Origin of the sequence: Collinsella sp. CLA-ER-H7 (genome assembly GCF_040092345.1) — a bacterium.
Lineage (GTDB): Bacteria > Actinomycetota > Coriobacteriia > Coriobacteriales > Coriobacteriaceae > Collinsella.
Map to the genome: position 1 here is coordinate 26306 of NZ_JBBNLT010000016.1, position 21946 is coordinate 48251.

A 21946-nucleotide genomic window follows, 5' to 3' on the forward strand; every position below is an offset into this window, starting at 1 on the left:
TGCGTTGTCGCGGTCATGGCGGTGCGGGATGCTGGTCGTAAGCGTCGAATGCTCCGATTTTGGAGGCCAGCATGGATCTGTTTCTTGAGACTCCGCAGCAGCAAGCTGAGCGCATGCTGCGTCAGCAGCAACGACTCATGGAGATGCAAATGCAAGGGGTAGCCGCCCAGCTCCCTGCGCAAAACGTTACACCCGCGGTTTCGCCTGCGGGTGGATCGGCGCCAGAGAACTATTCCGTACAACAAGATTCATATGCGCAGGAGCTTGCGTTCGACAAACGCCGCACGCGTCGCCGCCGCGTGGGCCAGCGCCTGCGTACATTGGCGATGATCGTGCTCATTCCGTTAGGACTCGCGGCGATTTTCTTGGTCTCGTATGCGCTCACCTGCATCCTCAACGGTGCTTCGCCCGGCGAAGTGCTCCAACATCTGTCAGCCCTCGGCCAGCGCCTAGGCGACGTCATAACAACCATCCGCACCGGCTGGGAGAGTTAGCGTTTTAGCGTCCGCGGCTCTAGGAGAAATTTGTCTGCAAGGCAGTGAGTGATCCGTGCGTGTGGCGGGGTAAGATTGATCGCGGTTTTGATTGATGACCGATTGAGTCTGTTGGGCGGAGTCTATGTCTGCTATTGATATCGTGCTTGTTGTGATCGCCTTGGTGGCGGTGGGGGTTGCTGTGGCTTGCGCCCTCCAGCTCAAGAGCCTGCGTGCCGAGTTGCGGGAGCGTGGCGACAGTAGCGCGGAAACGCTGGCAGCACTCGAGCAGGCCAACAACGCGCTCGATGCCCTGAACGTCGCGCTGGCCGAAACTCGCCGCACGGCCAATGCCATCGCGCAGCAGCAGACGACAGATGCGGCCGTGGAGCAGCAACGTTACCTGACCATCGCACGTGAGTTTTCGCAAGCTGGTGACCGGATGGATGACCTGCGCCGCGAGACGGCCCAACAGCTCGGTGCCAACCGCGAGGGCATCGAGCACCGCCTGGACAAGGTGCGCGAGACGGTCGATGCCCAGCTGGGTGCTATCCGCAAAGACAACAACGTGCAACTCGATCAGATGCGCGCAACGGTGGACGAGAAGCTCTCCCGCACGCTCAACGATCGCCTGTCGGCATCGTTTAAGCAGGTGAGCGACCAGCTCGAGGCCGTGTACAAGGGCCTGGGCGACATGCAATCCATCGCCACCGGCGTGGGCGATCTTAAGCGCGTGCTGGGCAATGTGAAGGCGCGCGGTATTTTGGGCGAGGTGCAGCTGGGTGCGATCCTGACGGACATCCTTACGCCCGACCAGTATCTGGAAAACGTCGCCACCAAGCCCGGCGCCTCGGAGCGCGTTGAGTTTGCCGTCAAGCTGCCGGTGGACGAGGGCGATCCCGTGCTGCTGCCGATCGACTCCAAATTTCCGGGCGACGCGTACGAGCATCTGCTCGACGCCCAGGAGTCGGGCGATGCGGAGGCCGTTGCCGCGGCACGCAAGACGCTCGATATGATGGTGAAGCGCGAGGCCAAGGACATCTGCGAAAAGTACCTGAGCGTGCCCGCGACGACCAACTTTGGCATTCTGTTCGTGCCGTTTGAGGGACTGTACGCCGAGGTCGTCAGCCGCCCCGGGCTTATCGAGACCCTGGGCCGCGACTATCACGTCAACGTAGCCGGTCCCAGCACCATGGCTGCCATTCTCAACAGCCTGCAGATGAGCTACCAGACGTTTAGGCTGCAAAAACGTACCGACGACGTACTGCGCGTGCTCTCTGCTGTCAAGGCCGAGTTGCCACGCTATCAGGCGGCGCTGCGCCGCGCCCAGCAGCAGATCGAGACCGCGGGCAAAACGGTTGAGGGCATCATCACCACGCGTACCAATGTCATGGAGCGCAAGCTCAAGGACATCGACGCGCTGGAAGACGCCAACCAAGCCGATGAGATCTTGGGACTCACATCCGCGGAGCTGCTCGCAGGCCAAAAAGACGAGGACTAGCTGCATCTGACGGCTGTGCGCCTGTACGAGCACGGCGCGGGCGCTTTTCGCATCGCGCTTGTCTGAAGTGCGCTTTAGTGTGCAACAATGGCGTTTCGCCCTATCAGACGCGAAAGGAAGCCCATGTCTCAGAGAAACACCAGTCCGCTCAAACGCTCCACCGTGCGTCGCACGCTGCAGCGTTTTTGGGACGTCACGCGCACGCAGCCGCTGATCGTCTTTCTCTCGGTATTCTCGTCGGCAGGCTACATCTTTTTGCTGACGTTTGCCAATACCTATGTGATGGCCCTCATTGTCGACCGCGTTCAAGCCGGTCCCGTGGCGGGTGACCAGGTGTTTGAGGTCTTCGGCTCCTATATCCTGGCGCTCGTACTCGTTAACCTGGTGGGTCAGATCCTCTCCAAGCTACAGGACTACACCGTCTACAAGCTCGAGATTGCAGGCAACTATCACCTGGCGCGCCTATGCTTCGACACGCTCTCCAACCAATCCATGACATTTCACACCAGCCGCTTTGGCGGATCGCTCGTGAGCCAGACGAGCCGTTTTATGAGCGGCTATACGGGGCTGGTCGACGTGACGGTGTATTCGCTCATCCCCACCATCACCTCGGTCATCTGCACGGTGGCGGCGCTCGCCCCGGTGGTGCCGACGTTTACCGTGATTCTGGTGTGCATCATGGCCGTCTACATCGCGTTTGTCTGGCTTATGTACAAGCGCATCATGCCGCTTTCGGCCGCGACGTCCGCCGCGCAGAACAAGCTCTCGGGCGTGCTCTCCGACGCGGTCACGAATATCCTGGCCGTCAAGACCTGTGGGCGCGAGGACTTTGAGCGCGATCTGTTCGACGCCGCCGATCGTGCCGCGCGCGACGCCGAAACGGTCTCGATGCACGCCATGATGCAGCGCAACTTTACGACCTCGGGCCTCATCGTCATCACCATGACCGTGGTGAGTGTGTTCGTGGCGGGCGGCAACGCGTGGTTTGGCATCTCGGCCGGCTCGCTCGTCATGATCTTTACCTACACCTATAACCTCACCATGCGCCTGAACTACGTAAGCTCCATGATGCAGCGCATCAACCGCGCTTTGGGCGATGCGGCCGAGATGACGCGCGTGCTGGACGAGCCACGTTTGGTGGCAGACGACCCGGACGCCCCTGAGCTCAAAGTGACCGAGGGCGCGATTGATTTTGAGCACCTGAGTTTTGCGTACCGTGACGCTGCGGCGGGCGAGAGCGTGTTCGATAACCTGACACTTCATGTGGCGGCGGGCCAGCGCGTGGGCCTGGTGGGCAAATCGGGTTCGGGTAAGACGACGCTCACCAAGCTGCTGCTGCGCCTGGACGATGTTCAGGGCGGCCGCGTGCTCGTGGACGGCCAGGATGTCTCGCGCTGTACGCAGCAGAGCCTGCGCCGCCAGGTTGCCTACGTGCCGCAGGAGGCGCTGCTGTTCCACCGCTCCATTCGCGAAAACATTGCCTACGGTCGTCCCGACGCCACTGATGAGCAGATTCGCGAGGCCGCGCGCCTGGCCAACGCCCTGGAGTTTATCGACCGCTTGCCTCGTGGCTTTGACACCATGGTGGGCGAGCGCGGCGTCAAGCTCTCGGGCGGCCAGCGTCAGCGCGTGGCCATCGCCCGTGCCATCCTAACCGACGCGCCGATTCTGGTGCTCGACGAGGCGACCTCTGCCCTCGACAGCGAGTCCGAGGCGCTGGTGCAGGAGGCGCTCGAGAATCTGATGCGCGGCCGCACCTCCATTGTGGTGGCGCACCGCCTGTCCACCGTGGCGGCGCTCGACCGCATTGTGGTGCTGGCCGATGGCGAGATCGTCGAGGACGGCACGCATGCGCAGCTCGTCGAGGCGGGTGGCGAGTACGCGAGCCTGTGGAGCCGTCAGACCGGCGCATTCTTGGAGGCGTAAGCGTCTCGGACGTGGGACAATTGTGCCCATAAGTTTATTGTGCCGTTGAGCCGAGGAGTCGTTATGCCACGCGAGACCAATGCCGCCAAGCGCGAGCGCGCCGTTGAGGTGTGTGAGCGCCTCAACCGTCGCTATGGCCCGGTCGAGTGCTTTTTGGACCACGAGAATCCCTTCCGCCTGCTGATCGCGGTGCTGCTCTCGGCGCAAACGACCGATGCGCAGGTCAACAAGGTGACGCCGCGGCTGTTTGCCCAGTGGCCCACGCCCGAGGCCATGGCTGGGGCGAGCGTGGCTGACGTGGCAGACACCATCAAGTCACTCGGCTTCTACAAGAGCAAAGCCAAGCATGCCGTCGAGGCCGCGCAGATGATCGTCGCCGACTATGGCGGCGAGGTGCCGGCCGACATGAAGGAGCTCGTGAAGCTGCCGGGCGTGGGACGCAAGACGGCGAACATCGTGCTCAACGTGGGGTATGGCATCGTGGAGGGCATTGCGGTGGACACGCACGTCAACCGCATTGCGCACCGCCTGATGCTGAGCCCCAAGACGCATGCCAAGGAGCCGCTCAAGACCGAGCAGGATCTGCTCAAGATTTTGCCGCACGAGTATTGGAAGTCGGTCAACCATCAGTGGATCACCTTTGGTCGCGAGATCTGCGATGCCCGCAAACCCAAGTGTGACGAGTGTCCGCTGGCAGATTTGTGCCCCAGCGTGCGCGTAGCGGGGTAGGGCGGAACGCATTTTCGTCTGGCGTTTTTTGCGGGGCTGGGTTTACCCTTGAGCCGGAGTCCTCTCCATGCGCTACCATGACAGACAATGTATTTGACGTACGACCCGCCGAGCTTGCCCCGGCGGGCTTTTGGCGTTGCGATGCCGGAGGAACAGCATGCTCATTCACCGTATAGCCGCGCAGCTCTACACTGCCGAGGCGCTGCAGACCGTCGAGGCCGGACTCGATGCCGGCGAGGACGTGACGCTGGCCGTGTCGCAGTCGGGCCGCACGCTTATGGCGGCCGCCCAGTTTGCGCGCCGTCCGCGCCCGACGGTCTACATTGTGAGTGGCGAGGATGCGGCCGATCGCGCCGCGCGCAGCCTTGCCGCCTACGTGGGCCTGGCGCACGTGTGCCGTTTTCCCGAGCGCAAGGACTATCCGTGGCGCGAGCAGGCGCCCGACGATGCCGTGGTGGCGCAGCGCTGCGAGGCTCTGGGGCGCATCGTGCGCGGGGACAACTGCATCATGGTTGCCTCGGCCCGCGCGCTGCTGCGCTGCGTGCCGCCGGTCGAGAGCCGCTATTGGGAGTCCACGACCTTTGCGGTGGGCGAGGAGATTCCTTTTGACGAGGTGCCGCAGCGCCTGGTGGGCATGGGCTACACCAATGCCGGTGCCGCCGACGCGCCCGGCCTGTTCCGCGTGCACGGCGACACCGTAGAGGTGTTCCCCGCACAGGAAAAGGCGCCCGTGCGCATCGAGTTCTTCGGCGACGAGATTGACCGCATCCGCCGCATGGTGAGCTCCACGGGGCAGACCATCGGCAACGAGGACAGTATCGAGATCTTCCCCTGCCGCGAGCTGGCGCTTACCGACGATGCCGTCCACAACATGCACGTGGCGCTCTACCGTGCCAGCCAGGACGACAGCAAGCTGGCGGCGCTGCTCGAGATGGTGGATGCGCGCATCGTCACGCCCGAGCTCGACCGCTTTTTGCCGGTGATGTACGGCCAGACCGTAAGCCCGTTGGCGCACGTGAGCGGCAAGGCACTCGTGGTTCTGTCCGAGCCGCGCTCGCTGTTCGACGACTGCCTGCGCGCCTACGAGGATATTGAGGCCCGTGCCGGCGAGGCAGGGATTGACCGCCTGGATGGTCTGTACGTGCGCGCCCAACAGCTCGATTTTGGTGCCCAGCAGCGCCTGAACTACGTGAGCCTCATTCGTGCCGGCGGCGCGGTGACGGCAGAGCTCAAGATTGAGCAGCCGGCCATTGCGGGCTCGGACAATCGCTTTATGACGCGCATCCAGGAGGTCGTGGGCAAGCGCTATGCCTGCGTGTTTGCCATCCCCGACCGCGGTGCGCGCGAGTCGATGGAGCTCACCTTTGGCGACGAGGGCATTACCTTTGAGGAATCGCTGACCGCGGCGCCCGAAAATGTCGGCGCTATCGGCGACCGCGTTCGCGTGGCAGCGGCGGATTCCGCCGACCGTGCCGCACGCCAGGAGGCCCATGCTTCCATTCGCGAGCGTAAGGCCGACGCGCTCAACGCCCGCTCGCTCGAGGCGGGCGCCGCGCAGGCTGCCGCCGGCGCCGCCGTGCCCACTATTTCGCGCGGACGTGTGACCTTTGTCGATGCCGCCTTGCCGCAGGGCGTGGTGGTGCCCGATGCCAACCTGGCCGTGTTCTCGATCGCCGACCTCAACGCCCGCATGGACGCCAACCGCGCGCGCAGCCGCCGCAAGGTGGACATTACGCAGATCACGTTCCCGTTTAAGCCGGGCGATTACGTGGTGCACGCTACCCACGGCATCGCGCTCTTTAGCGAGATCGCGCGCCAGGAAGTGGGCGGCAAGGAACGCGACTACTTTTTGCTGGAATATGCCGATGGCGACAAGCTCTACGTGCCGCTCGAGCAGGTCGACCGCATCACGCGCTACGTTGGCCCCGACGGCGACAAGCCGCGCCTGACCAGGCTCAACACAGCCGACTGGACGCGCGCTACCAACAAGGCGCGCAAGAACGCCAAAAAGCTGGCGTTTGACCTGGTCGACCTGTATACGCGCCGCTCGTCGATTACCGGTATCGCCTGCCCGCCCGACACGCCCGAGCAGATTGAGATGGAGGAGAGCTTCCCTTACGACGAGACGCGCGACCAGCTGGAGGCCATCGCCGATATTAAGGCCGACATGGAGGCGCCCAAGCCCATGGACCGCCTGCTCTGCGGCGACGTGGGCTTTGGCAAGACCGAGGTCGCCCTGCGTGCGGCGTTTAAGTGTGTGGACTCCGGCCGTCAGGTCATGGTGCTCTGTCCCACGACCATTCTGGCCCAGCAGCACTACGAGACCTTCTTTGAGCGCTTTGCCCCGTTTGGTCTGGAGGTCGAGGTGCTCAGCCGCTTCCGCACGCCGGCGCAGCAGAAGCGCGCGCTCAAGGCGTTTGCCGAGGGCACGATCGATGTGCTCATCGGCACGCACCGCTTGCTTTCGGCCGATGTGAACCCAAAGAACTTGGGCCTGGTGATCATCGACGAGGAACAGCGCTTTGGCGTGCAGCACAAGGAGCAGCTCAAGAACCTGCGCGAGCAGATTGACGTGCTCACGCTTTCGGCCACGCCGATTCCGCGAACCATGCAGATGGCCACGAGTGGCGTGCGCGACATGAGCCTGATCACGACGCCGCCGACCGGGCGTCGTCCCGTGATCGTGCACGTGGGGGAGTACGACCCCGATGTGGTGAGCGCGGCGATTCGCCTGGAGGTGGGCCGCGGCGGTCAGGTGTATTACGTGTCCAACCGCGTCAAGACCATCGATGACGCCGTGGCGCGCGTGCACGAGGCCGCGCCCGAGGCGCGCGTGGGCGTGGCGCACGGCAAGATGAGCCCGCGCGAGGTCGAGGACGTGATGATCGAGTTCGCGACCAAGAAGATTGACGTGCTCATCGCCACGACCATCGTGGAGAGCGGCATCGACAACGCGACCGCCAACACGCTCATCATCGAGGACTCGCAGCGCCTGGGTCTGGCACAGCTCTACCAGCTCAAGGGCCGTGTGGGCCGTTCTGCCACGCAGGCCTACGCGTACTTTATGTTCCCGGGCGAGCTGCCGCTCACCGAGGAGGCGACGGCGCGCCTGACCGCACTTTCCGAGTTCCAGGACCTGGGCAGCGGCATGCGCATCGCCATGCGCGACCTGGAGATTCGCGGCGCCGGCTCGCTTATGGGAGCCGAGCAGCACGGCAACCTGTCGAGCGTGGGCTTTGACCTGTTTACGCAGATGCTGGGCCAGGCCGTGGCCGAGGCGCGCGGCGATGACGACGCCGGCGTGGAGGCGGCGAGCGTGGGTATTAACCTGCCGGCCGACTACTTCTTGTCCGAGGAGTACCTGCCGGCGGTGGATCAGCGCGTGCTCGTGTACCGCAAGCTCGCAGCGGCCGAGGACTTGGAGAGCATCGATGAGGTGCAGGAGGAGACCGAAGCCGCGCATGGCGAGCTGCCGTTGGCGGGACTCAACCTGTTCAATCGCGCGCGCATCCGCATTCGCGGCGAGCGTCTGGGGCTCGAGAGCGTCACGCTCAGTGGCGGCCGCATCACGTTTTTGGGCGTCGACGTGCCCAAGAAGGTGGCCTTTGAGCTTAAGAACCGGTACGGCGCGGTGAACTTCCCTAAGAGCCGCAAGCTGTCGGTGCCCTACAAGGCGGGCGCCGGCGCGGGCAGCGGCCTGGGTCGCGGCCTCGACGCCAACGACGGCACCGGCCCCGTGGCCGCGGCACTCATGCTGCTGCAACAGCTGGGTGCTAGCGACGACGACTAGCGGGTCGACGCTGCAAACGCTCCATTTGGGCAATCTGACCCTCACTCGTCGGTCGCGTACGCAAGTACGCTTCCCTCCTCCTTCGGGCCACCTTGCCACAAATGGAACGTTTTCGCTCACTTATGCTCAACCTGTAAGGGTATTTATGGGACAAAGCTATCTTTGCCCCACCATGTTGCGGGTCGACCCTTCGCCCGACCGAAAGGAAAGCATGTTCGGATACATCTATAAGAAAGACGCCGCTGCTATCGCGGTCATCCTTGCCCTTTGCCTGGGCGTGGGCAGTTTCTTTGATTATCAGATCTCGAGCGCGCTGTTCAATATCGGCAGTATGTACGGTCGCCTTATCGAGGCCGCCGGCGAGCTGCCGTTCGAGCTGACGGCGAGCATCGCGGGCGTTATGCTCGTGCGCGCGGTGCGTCCCGACTCTAGGGGGAGCAAATGGCTCGCCGTGCTCGGCATCCTTGTCAACGTTGGCCTGGCCGGCTACGAGATCGTTTCGTCCCTGCGGGTTGGCGGCAAACTCATCGCGGTTCAGTTGGTGCTGACGTTTGTGCTGGTCATCGCCGCTAATCTTGTCGTCTATCGCCTCACGCGCACGACCGAGCCCGACGATCTCACGCGCTGGGCGTTGATGGTGCTTGTCGTGTGGGTCGCTCAGGCCATCATCCTCAACGTGATTGTCAAGCCGCTGTGGTCGCGCCCACGCATGCGCGTGATCGAGGTGACGCAGGGACTCGAGTTTCAGCCGTGGTGGGTGATCGGCAACCCCGACAAGTGGGCCTATATTGCCGCCGGTGTAGTCAAGGACGGCTTTAAGTCGTTTGCGAGCGGACACACGGCGCACGCGGCAATCGGCCTCATGCTCGCTGGGCTTCCCGCGACGGCCTTTAAGGAAAAGCCGTCGCGCCGTCGTGTGGCCTTTTGGACGGCGGCTGTGGTCGCGGCGCTCGTCGCGCTTGGCCGCATCGTGATCGGAGCGCACTTTTTGAGTGACGTGAGCTGCGGTTTTGCTCTGGTACTGGCACTTGAGTGCCTTGCCGCGCGCATTGCCTATCCCAGCGGCGTACAATAGCTCCGTTTGAATCATCTGGCCGATACCCGGTAAGAGAGGATTGCCATGCTCGCGTTCAACAACGACTATTCCCACGGTGCACATCCGGCAGTGCTGCAGGCGCTCGTCGATACCAACATGGAACCGCAGCCTGGCTACGGTACCGATGCGCATACCGAGCGCGCCAAGCAACTTATTCGCGAGGCCTGCCAGGCCCCCGATGCCGACGTGTTTTTTCTGGTGGGCGGCACGCAGGCCAACGCGACGGTGATCGACATGCTGCTCGCGCCGTACGAGGGCGTCGTTGCTGCCGAGACTGGTCACGTCGCCTGTCACGAGGCGGGCGCCATCGAGTTTGGCGGCCACAAGGTGCTCACCATCCCCGGCTACGAGGGCAAGATGCACGCCGAGGACCTCGAGAACTATATCCAGGTGTTCTACGAAAACGAGAGCTACGAGCACACAGTGTTCCCGGGTGCCGTGTACGTGAGTCTATCGACCGAGTACGGCACGCTGTACTCCAAGGCCGAGCTCGCGGCGATTCACGCGGTGTGCCAGAAGCGCGAGATTCCGCTGTTTGTGGACGGTGCTCGTCTGGCCTATGCGCTGGCGGCCGATGAGTGCGACATTACCCTGCCCGAGCTGGCGCAGCTGTGCGACGTATTCTACATTGGCGGCACCAAGTGCGGCGCGCTTTGCGGCGAGGCTGTGGTGTTCTGCGGCGTGCACGCCCCGGCGCATCCCATTCCGCGTATTAAGCAGCACGGCGCGCTGTTGGCCAAGGGTCGCCTGACGGGCGTGCAGTTTGAGGCGCTCTTTACCGACGGCCTGTATTTTGAGATTGGCCGTCAGGCGATCGAAACCGCGCGGGCGCTTCGTCGCGTGCTGCACGAGCACGGCTACCGGTTCTTCTTGGAGACGCCGACTAACCAGCAGTTCGTGATTCTGCCCAACGAGGACATGGCCCGCATTCGCGAGCATGCGGCGATCGAGTACTGGGAAAAGTACGACGAGACCCACACGGTGGTGCGTTTTTGCACCAGCTGGGCCACGACGCGGGGGGATATCGACGCGTTGGCGGCTGTCCTGTAGCCTGATGTAATGACGAGGGGCCGCCCTGCGCCTGAGCTTGGCGCAGGGCGGCCTTTGCTTTTGGGGAGAAGGGTTGTATGACCGAGATGTCCGAGCCGACGATTCGCCTGGCGACACCCGATGATGCGCCGGCGTTGCTTGCCATCTATGAGCCGTATGTGCGCCAGACGGCGATTACCTGCGAATATGAGGTGCCGAGCGTTGAGGAGTTCACCGGGCGCATCGAGCGTACGCTCAAGCGCTATCCGTATTTGGTGATGGAGTTGGACGGGCGTCCGGTAGGCTATGCCTACGTGAGTCCGCTTAACAGCCGCGAGGCATACGACTGGTCGGTCGAGACGTCGATCTACCTGGCACGCGATGTGCGCCATGGCGGGCTGGGTCGCAAGCTGCACGATGCGCTCAAGCAGTGCCTGATCGCGATGGGCATCACCAACATGTGCGCGCTCATTGCCGTGCCGCACGATAAGGACGATGAGTACCTGACGCACAACAGTCAGGATTTCCATGCTCATATGGGATATCGCCTGGTGGGCACCTTCGATCGCTGCGCCCAAAAGTTCGGCCGCTGGTACGACATGTGCTGGATGGAGTTGGTCCTGGCCGAGCGCACGCCCAACCAGCCCAAACCAACCTGGTTCCCCGACCTCCTCGCCTAAAACCACCACAAAGGTGCCTGTCCCCTTTGCGGTGGTTTTGGCAGGTTAGCCGATTGGCTCGGTGTATTTGGCGCGGTCGGTGCGTTGGATGCGCTTGGAGACATGGAGCGGTCGGCCGTCGGTGTCGTAGACGTAGTCGGTGATCAGGATCAGCGCCTGCCCGCGCTCGACGTTGAGCAAAAACGCCTCGTTTTGCGAGGCATAGCATACCTCAAAGGTCTTATGTCCCTGTGCTGGCGCGCGATGGAATTCTTGGCGCAGCGTCGCGTAGAGCGAACCGTTGATATCGCGATCGATGAGCGTCTCGAAGCTTGGCGGCAGGTAGGTGGTCTCCAGGCACAGCGGCACGTCGTCCAGGTAGCGCAGGCGGACAAGTTTGACGAGCTTGCTGCCCACGGCGGCGTCAAAGAACTTGGCTATGCTGCCGGCCGCCTTGGCAAAGCCCGAGTCCACGGTGCGCGTGGTGGGCTTCATGCCCTGGCCTTCGACCTGCTTGGTATAGCTCGAAAACACTAGGTTGTTCTCGTGGAGCGCGGGCGTGTCGGCCACAAAGGCGCCGCGCCCGCGCTCGGTGCGCACCAGGCCCTCGTCAACTAACACCTTAAGGGCGTGGCGCACGGTGCTGCGCGACAACCCCGATTCGTCCATGAGTTCCATCTCGGACGGCAGCTTGTCTTCGCGCGCGTAGACGCCGGCGGCGATGCGGTCACGCAGCATGCCTGCCAAGCGCTCGTATTGGGCCAGTTTCTTTTTAGACGAAGCGTTCATGCAATCAACCTGTATCTAACCTGTATGCGAATCTAATTGAGCATGTATCCAATACAATAACAAAACCGCTGGTAGCTAGTTATCGAAAACCGCATCAGCAAAATTTCTAAGACAAATATAGCATACAACTAGTCGACATAGCCAAAACATGTATGTAACTTGTATGCCTGTGATGAGCATCAAACGAGAAGAAAGGCTGATGCACGATGACTACTCAGGAACAGGTTAAGGATGTCGTCTCCCAGGTTTTGGCTGACAAGGCAGACAAGGGCGGCATCAAGCGCGTCGTGTGGATTGGCGCCGGCGGATCCAACGGCGGCAACTATCCTGCCCAGTATTTTATGGAGCACGAGGCCACGCAGGTCGTGAGCTCCAGCTACACCAGCAACGAGTTCGTGCACGCAACCCCTGCCTACGTCAACGAGAACACCCTGGCCGTCGTCGTGTCCATGCGCGGCACCAAGGAGACCATCGTCGCCGCCCAGGTCGCCAAGGACCACGGCGCCAGCACTATCGCCATCTATGTTGACGAGTCCGGCCTCACCGAGGTCTGTGACTACAAGATCCAGTATGACAGCCTGGCCGTCGACGAGTCCTGCATGGGCCGTACCAACTCCGCCGTCGTGACTATGATCGCCATGGAGCTCACGCAGCAGACCGAGGGCTATGCCGAGTACGAGACCGCTATGGCCGCGTTCGACTTGGTCGACCCCATCTATCGCAAGGCCGTCGAGTACACCCGTCCGCTCGCTGCCAAGTGGGCCGAGCAGAACGCCGACAAGCCCTGCATCAACGTGATGGCTCAGGGTCCGCTCTTTGGTGCCGCCTACGTCTTTAGCATCTGCAACGTGCAGGAGATGCTGCAGATCGACTCCTGCACCATCAACACCTGCGACTTCTTCCACGGCCCCTTCGAGATCCTGGACAAGCGCACCTCGCTGTTCCAGCTCATCAGCGTCGGCCGCAGCCGCTGCAACGACGAGCGCGGCATCCGCTTCGTCAACCAGTACGGTGGCGAGCGCGTCTATCAGCTCGACGCCAAGGAGCTTGGCCTTAACGACATCAAGGACAGCGTGAGCGAGTACTTCAACCACCTGATCTTTGCCCCGATCCTCAACAATGTGTACATGCGCGCGCTCTCTGCCGTCACCCACAAGGACTACATGACGCGCCGCTACATGTGGAAGCTTGAGTATTAGTTACGCGGTTTTACCAAACCGCGTAACGGCTCGACGCTGCGCGGTCCGCATTTGGGCAATCTGACGTTCAACTTCAAGGGCGCGACCAGAAGGTCAGCGCCCTTTCGTTTCACGTCACCTTGCCTCAAATGCGGCCCGCTCGCTGACTTATGCTCAACCAGCGGCGCCTTAGACGTTGGGAACGTTCCTTTTCTGCCGGCAGTTGGGGACAGTCCTAGTCGTTGGGGGGCGTTCTTGAATGACCAGTCATTTAAGTGCGTCCCCAATGACTACCCAATGAGTATGTGGGAGCAGATTTTTCCGCTCGCCGATTTGTGTCTTGAAAAATGTATATAACGACTATAACGTAGTGTGAAACATATTGGAAACAATACCGAGGAGGCTGCGTTGAAGAAAAGCAATCTGGGCTATGTGCTGGTGCTGATCGCCGCGCTTATGTGGGGCAGCATCGGAATCTTTGTAAACGGCATTGCGGCCATGGGCGTTTCGTCCCAGAGCATGGCGGCCTTTCGCTTGTTGGTCGGAGCGCTTATCTTGGCGCCGGTCCTGATGTTTATGGGCTGCCGTCCGGGTGAGGGGTCTACCGTGGCTCAGGGTCCCCTGACGCTATTCAAGGCAAGCCCCAAAGAGCTCGTCCCCTGCGCGCTTGTCGGTATCGTCGGTTTAGCCGCCGCCAACACCTGCTATTACGAGTGCATGCGCGAGGTGGGTATGTCTACGGCCTCGGTGCTGCTCTACACCTCGCCGGTGTTTGGCGTCATGCTCGGCCGCGTGCTTTATCGCGAGGACGTGACCCCCAACAAGCTCGTTGCCATTGTCTTTAACATCGTTGGCTGCGTGCTTGCGGTGACCAATGGCGACCTTTCCGGTTTTCATTTTTCGGTTTGGGGCGTCACGTCGGGCGTGATTGCAGGCCTTTGTGGTGCGTCGCTCGCGGTGTTTAGCCGGATAGCAACCAAGACGGTCCACCCGCTGGCTGTCACGTTTTGGGGCTTTGTTTTTGGCGGTGCGGTTATGGCGGCTATCGCGGCTCCGTGGCCGGATGTCGCCGCGGCAATGTCGCCACAGCTGCTGCTGCTGTTCCTTGGCTTTGGACTCATCCCCACAGCCGTGGCTTACATCTTATATATGCAGGGTCTGTCCATGGGGCTCGAGACATCGAAAGTTCCCGTCGTAATGTCTTTCGAGACGGTCGTCACCGTACTGGTGGGCATTGGTGTCTATGCCGAGCCCGCCGGCGTGATCAAAGTCCTGGGCATCGTGCTGGTGCTCGCGTCCATCCTGATTATGAACACCGACTTCTCCAAGCTACGCAACAGTGTGTTTGTCGGTCATGTTGTTGAGAGCATGACCTTTAAGCCCAACGCGTGGTGGACCGAAAAATCTCAGGACATGGATCTGTTTAAGGAACGCACCGGCATCGCGCTGGAGCCCACCGTACAGGAAAGCCCCTGGTACTTCGTGCGATAGGGGATTGCGCGCGGTGTCCGACCTGGGGTTATCCAGTCAGCGCCGGCCAACCCAGCCCCAACGTTTCAAGTACGTTAAACCCGCCAACGGTCGATTTTCACCCGCGAGCGGTCTTTATACTAATTAGCAATATCCGCAACGTATAAGACGTTATAATGACCATAACGAAAAGGAGGAGGCAAGATGAATCAGATCATTCTCGCATCTCATGGCGGCCTGGCCGCAGGCGCCAAAGACACGCTCGAGATGGTTCTCGGCGACGTGTCGAACGTCCACGTCGTGTCGCTTGCTCGTGACGACAAGGAGCCCATCACCAATAAGGTGGACGCCATGATCGCCACGTTCAACACGGACGACACCGTCTATGTGCTGACCGATATGCTCGGCAGCTCGGTCAACAACAACATGGTCGAGCTTTCCAAGAACGGCACGAAGTTCACGGTTGTCAGCGGTTTCAACATCCCGCTGGCGCTCACGCTCGCTATGAGCCCCGTCCCCGTCAAGGGCGCCGAGCTCGCGGCCCTCATCAACGAGGCCCGCACCGGTCTGACCAACCCCAACGCACCGGTCGAGGCCGCTGCGGCTCCCGCCAAGAAGGCCAAGGCGTCCCGTCACAGCTCCGGTCCCGCCAAGATCGTCCTCGCACGTCTTGACTACCGTCTGCTGCACGGCCAGGTCGTCTTTACCTGGACCACCAAGGTTCAGGCCGAGCGCATCATCGTCGTCGACAACGCTGCCGCCAACGATGACATCAAGAAGGGCGCTCTTAAGCTGGCCAAGCCCCAGGGCGTGCGCCTGAACGTCTTCACCGTCGAGTGTGCCCTCGCCAAGATGGACAAGCTCAACACCCTCGGCGAGCGCGTCATGTTCGTCTTTGGCAACACCGCCGAGATGCTGCAGTTTTGCCAGGGCTACAAGCTCGACGCCATCAACCTGGGCGCCACCGCCAACCACGACGGTGCCGATCAGGTCGGCGGCAAGGACAGCTCCGTCTTCCTCGACGCCACCCAGAAGGCCGACGTCAACCAGCTGCTCGACATGGGCATCAAGCTCTATGTTCAGCAGACCCCTACGTATCAGAGCGTCGACATCGACGCCAAGCTGTAATCAACCAGGCTTTTGCCTGACTGAAAGGAGAAGGGTATGAATACGTTCATCAGTGCGGTGCTCGTCGGCCTCGTCGGCGTGTTCTGCATGTGGGACTCCCGCCTGCTCGGTCGTCTTAACTTCGAGCAGCCCCTCGTTGGCGCTACGCTCGTCGGTTTGCTGCTGGGCGATGTGCCCACCGGCCTTGCCGTCGGTGCCGCCGTCGAGCTCGTGTCCATGGGCCTGGTGCAGGTCGGCGCCGCCGTTCCGCCCGATATGGTCCTGGGCGGCATCGTGGCCGCTGCCTTTGCGTGCCTGACCGATGCTTCCGCCGAGACCGCCATGACGATCGCCATCCCGGTCGCCGTCCTGGGTCAGCTCCTCGGCATCGTGTTCCGCTCCATCATCGCCGCCCTCACCCATGTGGCAGATAGCGCGATCGATAACGGAAAGTTTAAGACCGCCTACCGTATGCACATCTGCGCCGGCTCCGGTCTGTACGCCATCATGTACTTCCTGCCGATCTTCCTCGCCGTCTTTGTTGGCACCGACCTGGTTCAGGCCATCGTCAACATGGTTCCCGAGTGGCTGTCCACTGGTCTGAACGTTTCGACCAAGATCATGACCGCCTACGGCTTGGCCCTGCTGCTCACCATGATGATCAAGAAGGGTATGACTCCGTTCCTGTTCATCGGTTTCCTGCTCGCCGCTTACCTCAACCTGTCCGTCATCGCGGTCGCTCTGATCGGTGTGTGCCTGGCTGTCGTCTTCATGGGCTTCAAGTTCAACGGTTCCCATGCAGCCGCCGGTGTCGATTCCGACTACGATCCGCTCGAAGACGACGAAGACTAAGGAGGAACACACTATGGCAACCGCAACCAAGGACGTGTCCCTGAACAAGAAGGTCAGCCAGTTCTTCTGGCGCTCCTGGGCCATCCAGGCCTCTTGGAACTACGAGCGTCAGATGAACATGGGCTTCCTCTACGGCATGGTCCCCACGCTCGATCGCCTCTATCCGGATGAGTCCGACCCCAAGCAGCTCGCTGCTAAGAAAGAGGCTTACCACCGTCACATGGCGTTCTACAACTGCACCCCGCAGACGAGCGCCTTTATCCTGGGCCTCTCCGCCTCCATGGAGGAGGAGTACGCCAAGGATCCCGAGAACTTCGATCCCGATTCGATCAACGCGGTCAAGACCTCCCTCATGGGTCCGCTTTCCGGCATCGGTGACTCCTTCTTCCAGGGCACCATCCGCGTTATCGCCTTTGGCCTGGGCGTTCAGCTGGCTCAGCAGGGCTCCATCATGGGCCCGATCCTGGCCATGCTCATCTCCATCGTCCCCTCTGTGCTGATCACCTGGTTCGCAGCCAAGATGGGCTATCAGGGCGGCCACGAGTACCTGAGCAAGCTTCAGGGCGGCGACCTCATGGAGAAGCTCATGTATGTCTGCGGCATCGTGGGTCTTATGTCCGTGGGCGGCATGATCGCTACGCTGATCGGCGCCACCACCCCGCTGCAGTTCGCTGAGGGCACCGTCGTGATTCAGGACATCCTGGACGGCATGATGCCCCAGATGATCTCCCTCGGCCTCACCGGCCTTATGTACTGGCTCATCAAGAAGAACGTCAACACCGGTTGGCTTCTTGTGATCGCCATTGTGGGCGGCATCGCCCTCTCCGCGGCCGGCATCCTGGCCTAGTCGCGACCAAGCGTCTAACCGCTTTCCCCGGGGGCCTGCCTGGCATCCCATACCCCAGGCAGGCTTCCATCCCTAAATGTGTCAAAGGGACAGTTCCCTTGTCACATCCTCAACGGGCCGGCGACTCGGTCCAAATCACGGTAACCCTGCGTGCGTCCGGCAATGTGGCGCCGCAAAAATCGAAAGGAATGTGTCAGATGTACGAGATCGACCTTAACCTCCCTAAGCAGATCGTCGCTGACGTCCTGTCCAACCACGAGATTCACAGCGTTGCCTTCGTCGGCTGCGGTGCTTCCATGTCCGACCTTTACCCCGCCAAGTACTTCCTGGCCAACAACACGGACAAGCTGAATGTTCAGATCTTCACCGCTAACGAGTTCAACTACGACACGCCTTCCTGGGTCAACGAGCACACCTTCGTGATCACCTGCTCCCTCGGTGGCTCCACGCCCGAGACCGTCGAGGCCAACAAGACCGCCAAGAAGCACAACTGCCCGGTCGTCTCCCTCACCAACAAGGCTGGCTCCGCTCTGACCGTCGACGCTGACTACGTCATCGTTCACGGCTTCCACGCCAACTTTGCTGCCAAGTGCGAGAAGCCCGGCTATGCCATCGCTCTTGCTGTTGAGATCCTTCAACAGACCGAGGGCTATGACCACTACGAGGACATGATCACCGGCCTCACCAACGTCTTCGATCTCTGCGAGAACGCCGCTCAGCACTGCAAGAAGCTCGCCAAGAAGTTCGCTGAGGACTTCAAGGACGACAAGATGATCTACTTCATGGCTTCCGGTGCCTCCGAGAAGATGGCTTACTCTCACGCCGCCTTCCTGTTCACCGAGATGCAGTGGATCGACGCCGCCGCCTACAACACCGGCGAGTACTTCCACGGCCCGTTCGAGGTTTCCACCGAGGGTAAGCCTTACGTCTTCTTCATGTCCGATGGCGCTACCCGTCCGATGGACGCCCGCGCCCTCACCTTCCTTGAGCGCATGGGCGCCAAGGTCGCTCTGATCGACTCCAAGGACTACGGCCTGGCTGACGCCGTGCCCGCGAGCGTCGTCACCTACTTCAACCCGCTGCTGCACCTCGCCGTTATGCGCGAGTACGGCAACCAGATCGCCGAGGCCCGTCAGCACCCGCTGACCATGCGTCGCTACATGTGGAAGCTTTCCTACTAATCACAAGTAAGTAGACCTTACGGGTTGATTGAGAGGGGATGGGGTTTGCGCCCCGTCCCCTTTTTGCTTTGGGGGCGTGTCTGTCGCGTCATAAAGCCCCAGATAAAACCTACCAAAATAAACCTGTCCCTTTTTGGCAGGTGGGAGGAGATGCATATGATCAAGGCAGTGCTGTTTGACATGGACGGCGTGCTGGTCGATACCGAGTGGTTCTACAACCGCCGCCGCGTGGCGTTTATGGAAGAGAAGGGGTTCCACTTTGACGAGATTCCCGATCTTTCGGGGTCTAACGAGCCGGCCATTTGGGAGGCGCTGGTGCCCGACGATGTTGAGCTGCGCGAGCGCCTACGCGTGGAGTACAAGCAGGTCTACAGCCCGGACCACCCCGTTCCGTATGCCGAGCTGCTCAACGAGCAGACGGAGCCGGTGATGCGTGAGCTGCATGAGCGTGGCGTGAAGTGTGCCATCGCGAGCTCGTCCTATCGCGAGTTGATCGACGAGCTGGTGGAGATTGCCGGTATCGCCGACGTGCTGGACTACACCATCAGCGGTCACGAGTGCAGTGCGTTTAAGCCCGACCCCGAGATCTACCTGCGTGCCATGGAGGCGCTGGGGGTGGAGCCTGCCGAGTGCCTGGTTATCGAGGATTCGCCTTTGGGCATCGAGGCTGGTAAGCGCTCCGGCGCCTGCGTCCTGGCGCTGCGTCCGCACGAGGGTGTCAACCTCGATCAATCGCGAGCCGATTCCGTTATCGATAATCTGACCGACATTTTGGCCGCTTTGTAGCGTCAATCCGCCGCGAGAAGCACTGATTCACGCGTCTTTTGCTGCGGATTGGCTTAATCTGTCATCTATTTGGATCCGTTTGGCTTCGATTCGGACTAAGTGAGTAGACTTTTTGATGCAAGACGAGCACAAAGCGCATCTGCTCTAGTAAAACCGCAGGTCACAGGGGTGGCGGTTTTGGGTGTGCTCTGCAGGTCGCGTAAAGTCTACTCACTTGTAATTTGGGCCTTTGGTCGTGGGGTTGCTGGTCCCGCTTTGGTTGTCGAGAGAGGGTGAATTGAAGCGCCCCCGCACGCTCCATGCTACAATCGCGGACATACCCCACAACTACATCTGCCTTCGAAAGGAGCCTGCGTGGCGAACGCCATCGATCAGCTCACGGACCGCGTGCTCGTGCTCGGCCGCCTCACCATCGTCCGCCGTGCCATTACCGCTGTGGCGGTCACCATTTCCGCCGTTCTCCAGACATTTCTGATCCAGGCGTTCATTCAGCCCGCCGACCTGCTTCCGAGCGGTCTTACCGGCGTCGCGGTCCTACTCGATCGCGTTACCTCGCTGGGTGGCGTTCATATCGACATCTCGCTCGGCATGCTCGCGCTCAACATCCCCGTGGCGCTCCTATGTTGGAGCGGCATTAGCAAGCGCTTCGTCATCTTCTCGATGATGCAGGTCGTGCTCTCATCGCTGTTCCTCAACGTCTTTCACTTCGCGCCGTTTTTGGGCGACAAGATCATGCTCATCATTTTTGGCGGCGTGGTCTCGGGTCTGGGCGCTGCCATCGCGCTTAAATCCGGCGCATCCACCGGCGGCACCGACTTTATCGCGCTGTGGGTTTCCAACCACACGGGCAAGACCATCTGGGGCGTCATCTTTGGTTTCAACTGCTTTATCCTGGCGATCTTTGGCTTTATGTTTGGCTGGGACAAGGCGGCGTATTCCATCGTGTTCCAGTTTATTTCGACCAAGACTATCGACAGTTTCTATCGTCGCTACGATCGCGTGACGCTGCAGATCACGACGCGTAAGGCAGACGAGGTCATGACTGCCTACGTAAACCATTTTCAGCACGGCATTAGCTGCGCCGAGGTCGTCGGCGGATATAGCCGCGAAAAGATGTACCTGCTGAACACTGTTGTCTCGACCTACGAGAGTCAGGACATTATCAAGCTGGTGTGCGACGTTGATCCCGGCGCCGTGATCAACGTGTTCCACACGCTCAACTTTGTGGGCGGCTGGTGGGGTGGTCATGTCGACGAGCCCATGCCCACGGCCGTTCCCGATCCCGACAAGCCCGCACGCATGGCCAGCAGGCAGGCGCGCCTCAGCGAACAGGACAGCCTGCAGCAGGACGACGGCAAGTAGGGTATTGGCATTTTGCCGGTCCTGCGCAACCCATCCGAACGAGCCCCCCGAAAGCCCCGTTGCTTTCGAGAGGCTCTCGTTTGCCCAGATAAAACCTACCAAAATGAAGCTGTCGCTTTTTGGTAGGGAGGGTGTATCGTTTTATCATTATGAGGTAATATGAAACTAGACGTTATATACGTATTAGTTATTTCGATATTTCGATAAGAGTGATTAGATATGCCTGCGCCCAAAAATGCACCGCTTTACCAGCAGATTTACGACGAAATCAAGGATGCGATCGAGAAAGGTGTTTATGCACCCAAGGAGCGTATTCCGTCCGAGCTTGAGCTAGCCGAGCAGTACGACGTGAGCCGCATTACGGTGCGCCGCGCCGTCGAGGAGCTGTGCTCCGACGGCTACCTGGTTAAGCAGCAGGGCCGTGGCACCTTTGTCTCCACGCCGCACATCAATCGCCAGTTTCACGCCTCGACGCTGCAGACGTTTACCGCGCTGTGTGCCGGCAACGGCATGAAGGCCGGTGCGCACGTGATCGATCGCCAGATCGTTCCGGCGCGCCAAAACGAGATGGAGTTCTTTGGCCTGCAGAAGGATGCGCTGCTGCTGCATATCAAGCGCGTGCGTACGGCCGACGGCGAGCCCATCTTTGAGGAGAACATCTTTGTGCCGTTTGATGCCTACCGTGAGCTGTTGACGGCCGATCTTGAGGACAAGTCGATTTTTGCCGAGGTCGAGCGTGTTGGCGGAACGCCGATTGTCTCGGTTGGCTACCGCACGGTCGAGGCCGTTCGTGCCAATACCGAGCAGGCGGCCGAGCTGGGCATTGCTCCGCACGATCCGCTGCTCAACCTGCGTGCCGGCTTTACGGGCCCCAATGGCGAACCGGTCCTGATGGGTAAGCAGTACTACGTGGGATCGCGCTACGTTATGGTTATGTAAGTTACGCGGTTTTACCAAACCGCGTAACGGCTCGACGCTGCAAGCCCGCCAGAGCGGCAATCTGCCTTTCAACTTCGGCGGCATGACCAGAAGGTCAATGCTGCCTCGTTTCACGTCACCTTGCTCGCTCTGGCGGGCTTTCGCTCATATGACCCAATCCGCTGTCAAGAGCCACAATGGCCCCGCCGACCGCTTGCAATCGGTCGGCGGGGCCTGCCGTTAACCCGTCCCG

At 61.0% G+C, this 21946-nt stretch carries 18 protein-coding genes; 17 read left to right on the top strand and 1 reads right to left on the bottom strand.

The window, feature by feature from the left end:
* Positions 1 to 71: 71 nt before the first annotated feature.
* The 8 genes from AAAX75_RS09085 to AAAX75_RS09120 all read left to right on the top strand — a co-directional run bounded on the left by AAAX75_RS09085 (position 72) and on the right by AAAX75_RS09120 (position 11224).
* Positions 72 to 494, top strand: a complete 423-nt coding sequence (locus AAAX75_RS09085) for a hypothetical protein (RefSeq protein WP_349091934.1) — start codon at positions 72 to 74, stop codon at positions 492 to 494.
* Between the two features lie 124 nt (positions 495 to 618).
* The gene (gene rmuC, locus AAAX75_RS09090; RefSeq protein WP_349091935.1) at positions 619 to 1974 is read left to right on the top strand and encodes a DNA recombination protein RmuC; all 1356 of its coding nucleotides are present in this window, start codon (positions 619 to 621) and stop codon (positions 1972 to 1974) included.
* 123 nt (positions 1975 to 2097) lie between these two features.
* Positions 2098 to 3900: an ABC transporter ATP-binding protein gene (locus AAAX75_RS09095; RefSeq protein ID WP_349091936.1), complete on the top strand. Its 1803-nt coding sequence runs from the start codon at positions 2098 to 2100 to the stop codon at positions 3898 to 3900.
* 63 nt (positions 3901 to 3963) lie between these two features.
* A complete protein-coding gene (gene nth, locus AAAX75_RS09100) occupies positions 3964 to 4629 on the top strand; it encodes an endonuclease III (RefSeq protein WP_349091937.1) in 666 nt (221 codons plus the stop codon).
* Positions 4630 to 4786: 157 nt separating this feature from the next.
* Positions 4787 to 8419: a transcription-repair coupling factor gene (gene mfd / locus AAAX75_RS09105; RefSeq protein WP_349091938.1), complete on the top strand. Its 3633-nt coding sequence runs from the start codon at positions 4787 to 4789 to the stop codon at positions 8417 to 8419.
* 211 nt (positions 8420 to 8630) lie between these two features.
* On the top strand, positions 8631 to 9494 hold the full coding sequence (locus AAAX75_RS09110) for a phosphatase PAP2 family protein (protein ID WP_271747333.1): 864 nt from the start codon (positions 8631 to 8633) through the stop codon (positions 9492 to 9494).
* Between the two features lie 45 nt (positions 9495 to 9539).
* Positions 9540 to 10565, top strand: coding sequence for an aminotransferase class I/II-fold pyridoxal phosphate-dependent enzyme (locus tag AAAX75_RS09115; protein ID WP_349091939.1), 1026 nt, complete (start codon positions 9540 to 9542; stop codon positions 10563 to 10565).
* A 77-nt stretch (positions 10566 to 10642) separates the two neighbouring features.
* Complete coding sequence (locus tag AAAX75_RS09120; RefSeq protein WP_349091941.1) at positions 10643 to 11224, top strand: N-acetyltransferase family protein; 582 nt, start codon at positions 10643 to 10645, stop codon at positions 11222 to 11224.
* Between the two features lie 45 nt (positions 11225 to 11269).
* Here the strand turns inward: AAAX75_RS09120 and AAAX75_RS09125 are convergent, their stop codons facing one another.
* Positions 11270 to 11992: a GntR family transcriptional regulator gene (locus AAAX75_RS09125; protein ID WP_349091943.1), complete on the bottom strand. Its 723-nt coding sequence runs from the start codon at positions 11990 to 11992 to the stop codon at positions 11270 to 11272.
* Between the two features lie 206 nt (positions 11993 to 12198).
* Here AAAX75_RS09125 and AAAX75_RS09130 point away from each other — a divergent pair, with 206 nt between their 5' ends.
* The 9 genes from AAAX75_RS09130 to AAAX75_RS09170 all read left to right on the top strand — a co-directional run bounded on the left by AAAX75_RS09130 (position 12199) and on the right by AAAX75_RS09170 (position 21714).
* The gene (locus AAAX75_RS09130; protein WP_118226093.1) at positions 12199 to 13191 is read left to right on the top strand and encodes an SIS domain-containing protein; all 993 of its coding nucleotides are present in this window, start codon (positions 12199 to 12201) and stop codon (positions 13189 to 13191) included.
* A 387-nt stretch (positions 13192 to 13578) separates the two neighbouring features.
* A complete protein-coding gene (locus tag AAAX75_RS09135; protein WP_260699125.1) occupies positions 13579 to 14661 on the top strand; it encodes a DMT family transporter in 1083 nt (360 codons plus the stop codon).
* 183 nt (positions 14662 to 14844) lie between these two features.
* Positions 14845 to 15768 (top strand): PTS mannose/fructose/sorbose transporter subunit IIAB, encoded by a 924-nt coding sequence (locus AAAX75_RS09140; RefSeq protein ID WP_349091945.1) that lies wholly within the window; start codon positions 14845 to 14847, stop codon positions 15766 to 15768.
* 36 nt (positions 15769 to 15804) lie between these two features.
* Positions 15805 to 16599, top strand: a complete 795-nt coding sequence (locus AAAX75_RS09145; RefSeq protein WP_022095161.1) for a PTS sugar transporter subunit IIC — start codon at positions 15805 to 15807, stop codon at positions 16597 to 16599.
* Positions 16600 to 16612: 13 nt separating this feature from the next.
* Positions 16613 to 17446, top strand: coding sequence for a PTS system mannose/fructose/sorbose family transporter subunit IID (locus AAAX75_RS09150; RefSeq protein WP_035136780.1), 834 nt, complete (start codon positions 16613 to 16615; stop codon positions 17444 to 17446).
* A gap of 197 nt (positions 17447 to 17643) precedes the next feature.
* On the top strand, positions 17644 to 18627 hold the full coding sequence (locus tag AAAX75_RS09155) for an SIS domain-containing protein (protein ID WP_260699123.1): 984 nt from the start codon (positions 17644 to 17646) through the stop codon (positions 18625 to 18627).
* A gap of 156 nt (positions 18628 to 18783) precedes the next feature.
* Complete coding sequence (locus tag AAAX75_RS09160) at positions 18784 to 19413, top strand: HAD family phosphatase (protein ID WP_349091948.1); 630 nt, start codon at positions 18784 to 18786, stop codon at positions 19411 to 19413.
* A gap of 354 nt (positions 19414 to 19767) precedes the next feature.
* Positions 19768 to 20775, top strand: a complete 1008-nt coding sequence (locus AAAX75_RS09165) for a YitT family protein (protein ID WP_040359122.1) — start codon at positions 19768 to 19770, stop codon at positions 20773 to 20775.
* A 219-nt stretch (positions 20776 to 20994) separates the two neighbouring features.
* Positions 20995 to 21714, top strand: coding sequence for a GntR family transcriptional regulator (locus tag AAAX75_RS09170; protein WP_055310102.1), 720 nt, complete (start codon positions 20995 to 20997; stop codon positions 21712 to 21714).
* The last annotated feature ends 232 nt before the right edge of the window (positions 21715 to 21946 follow it).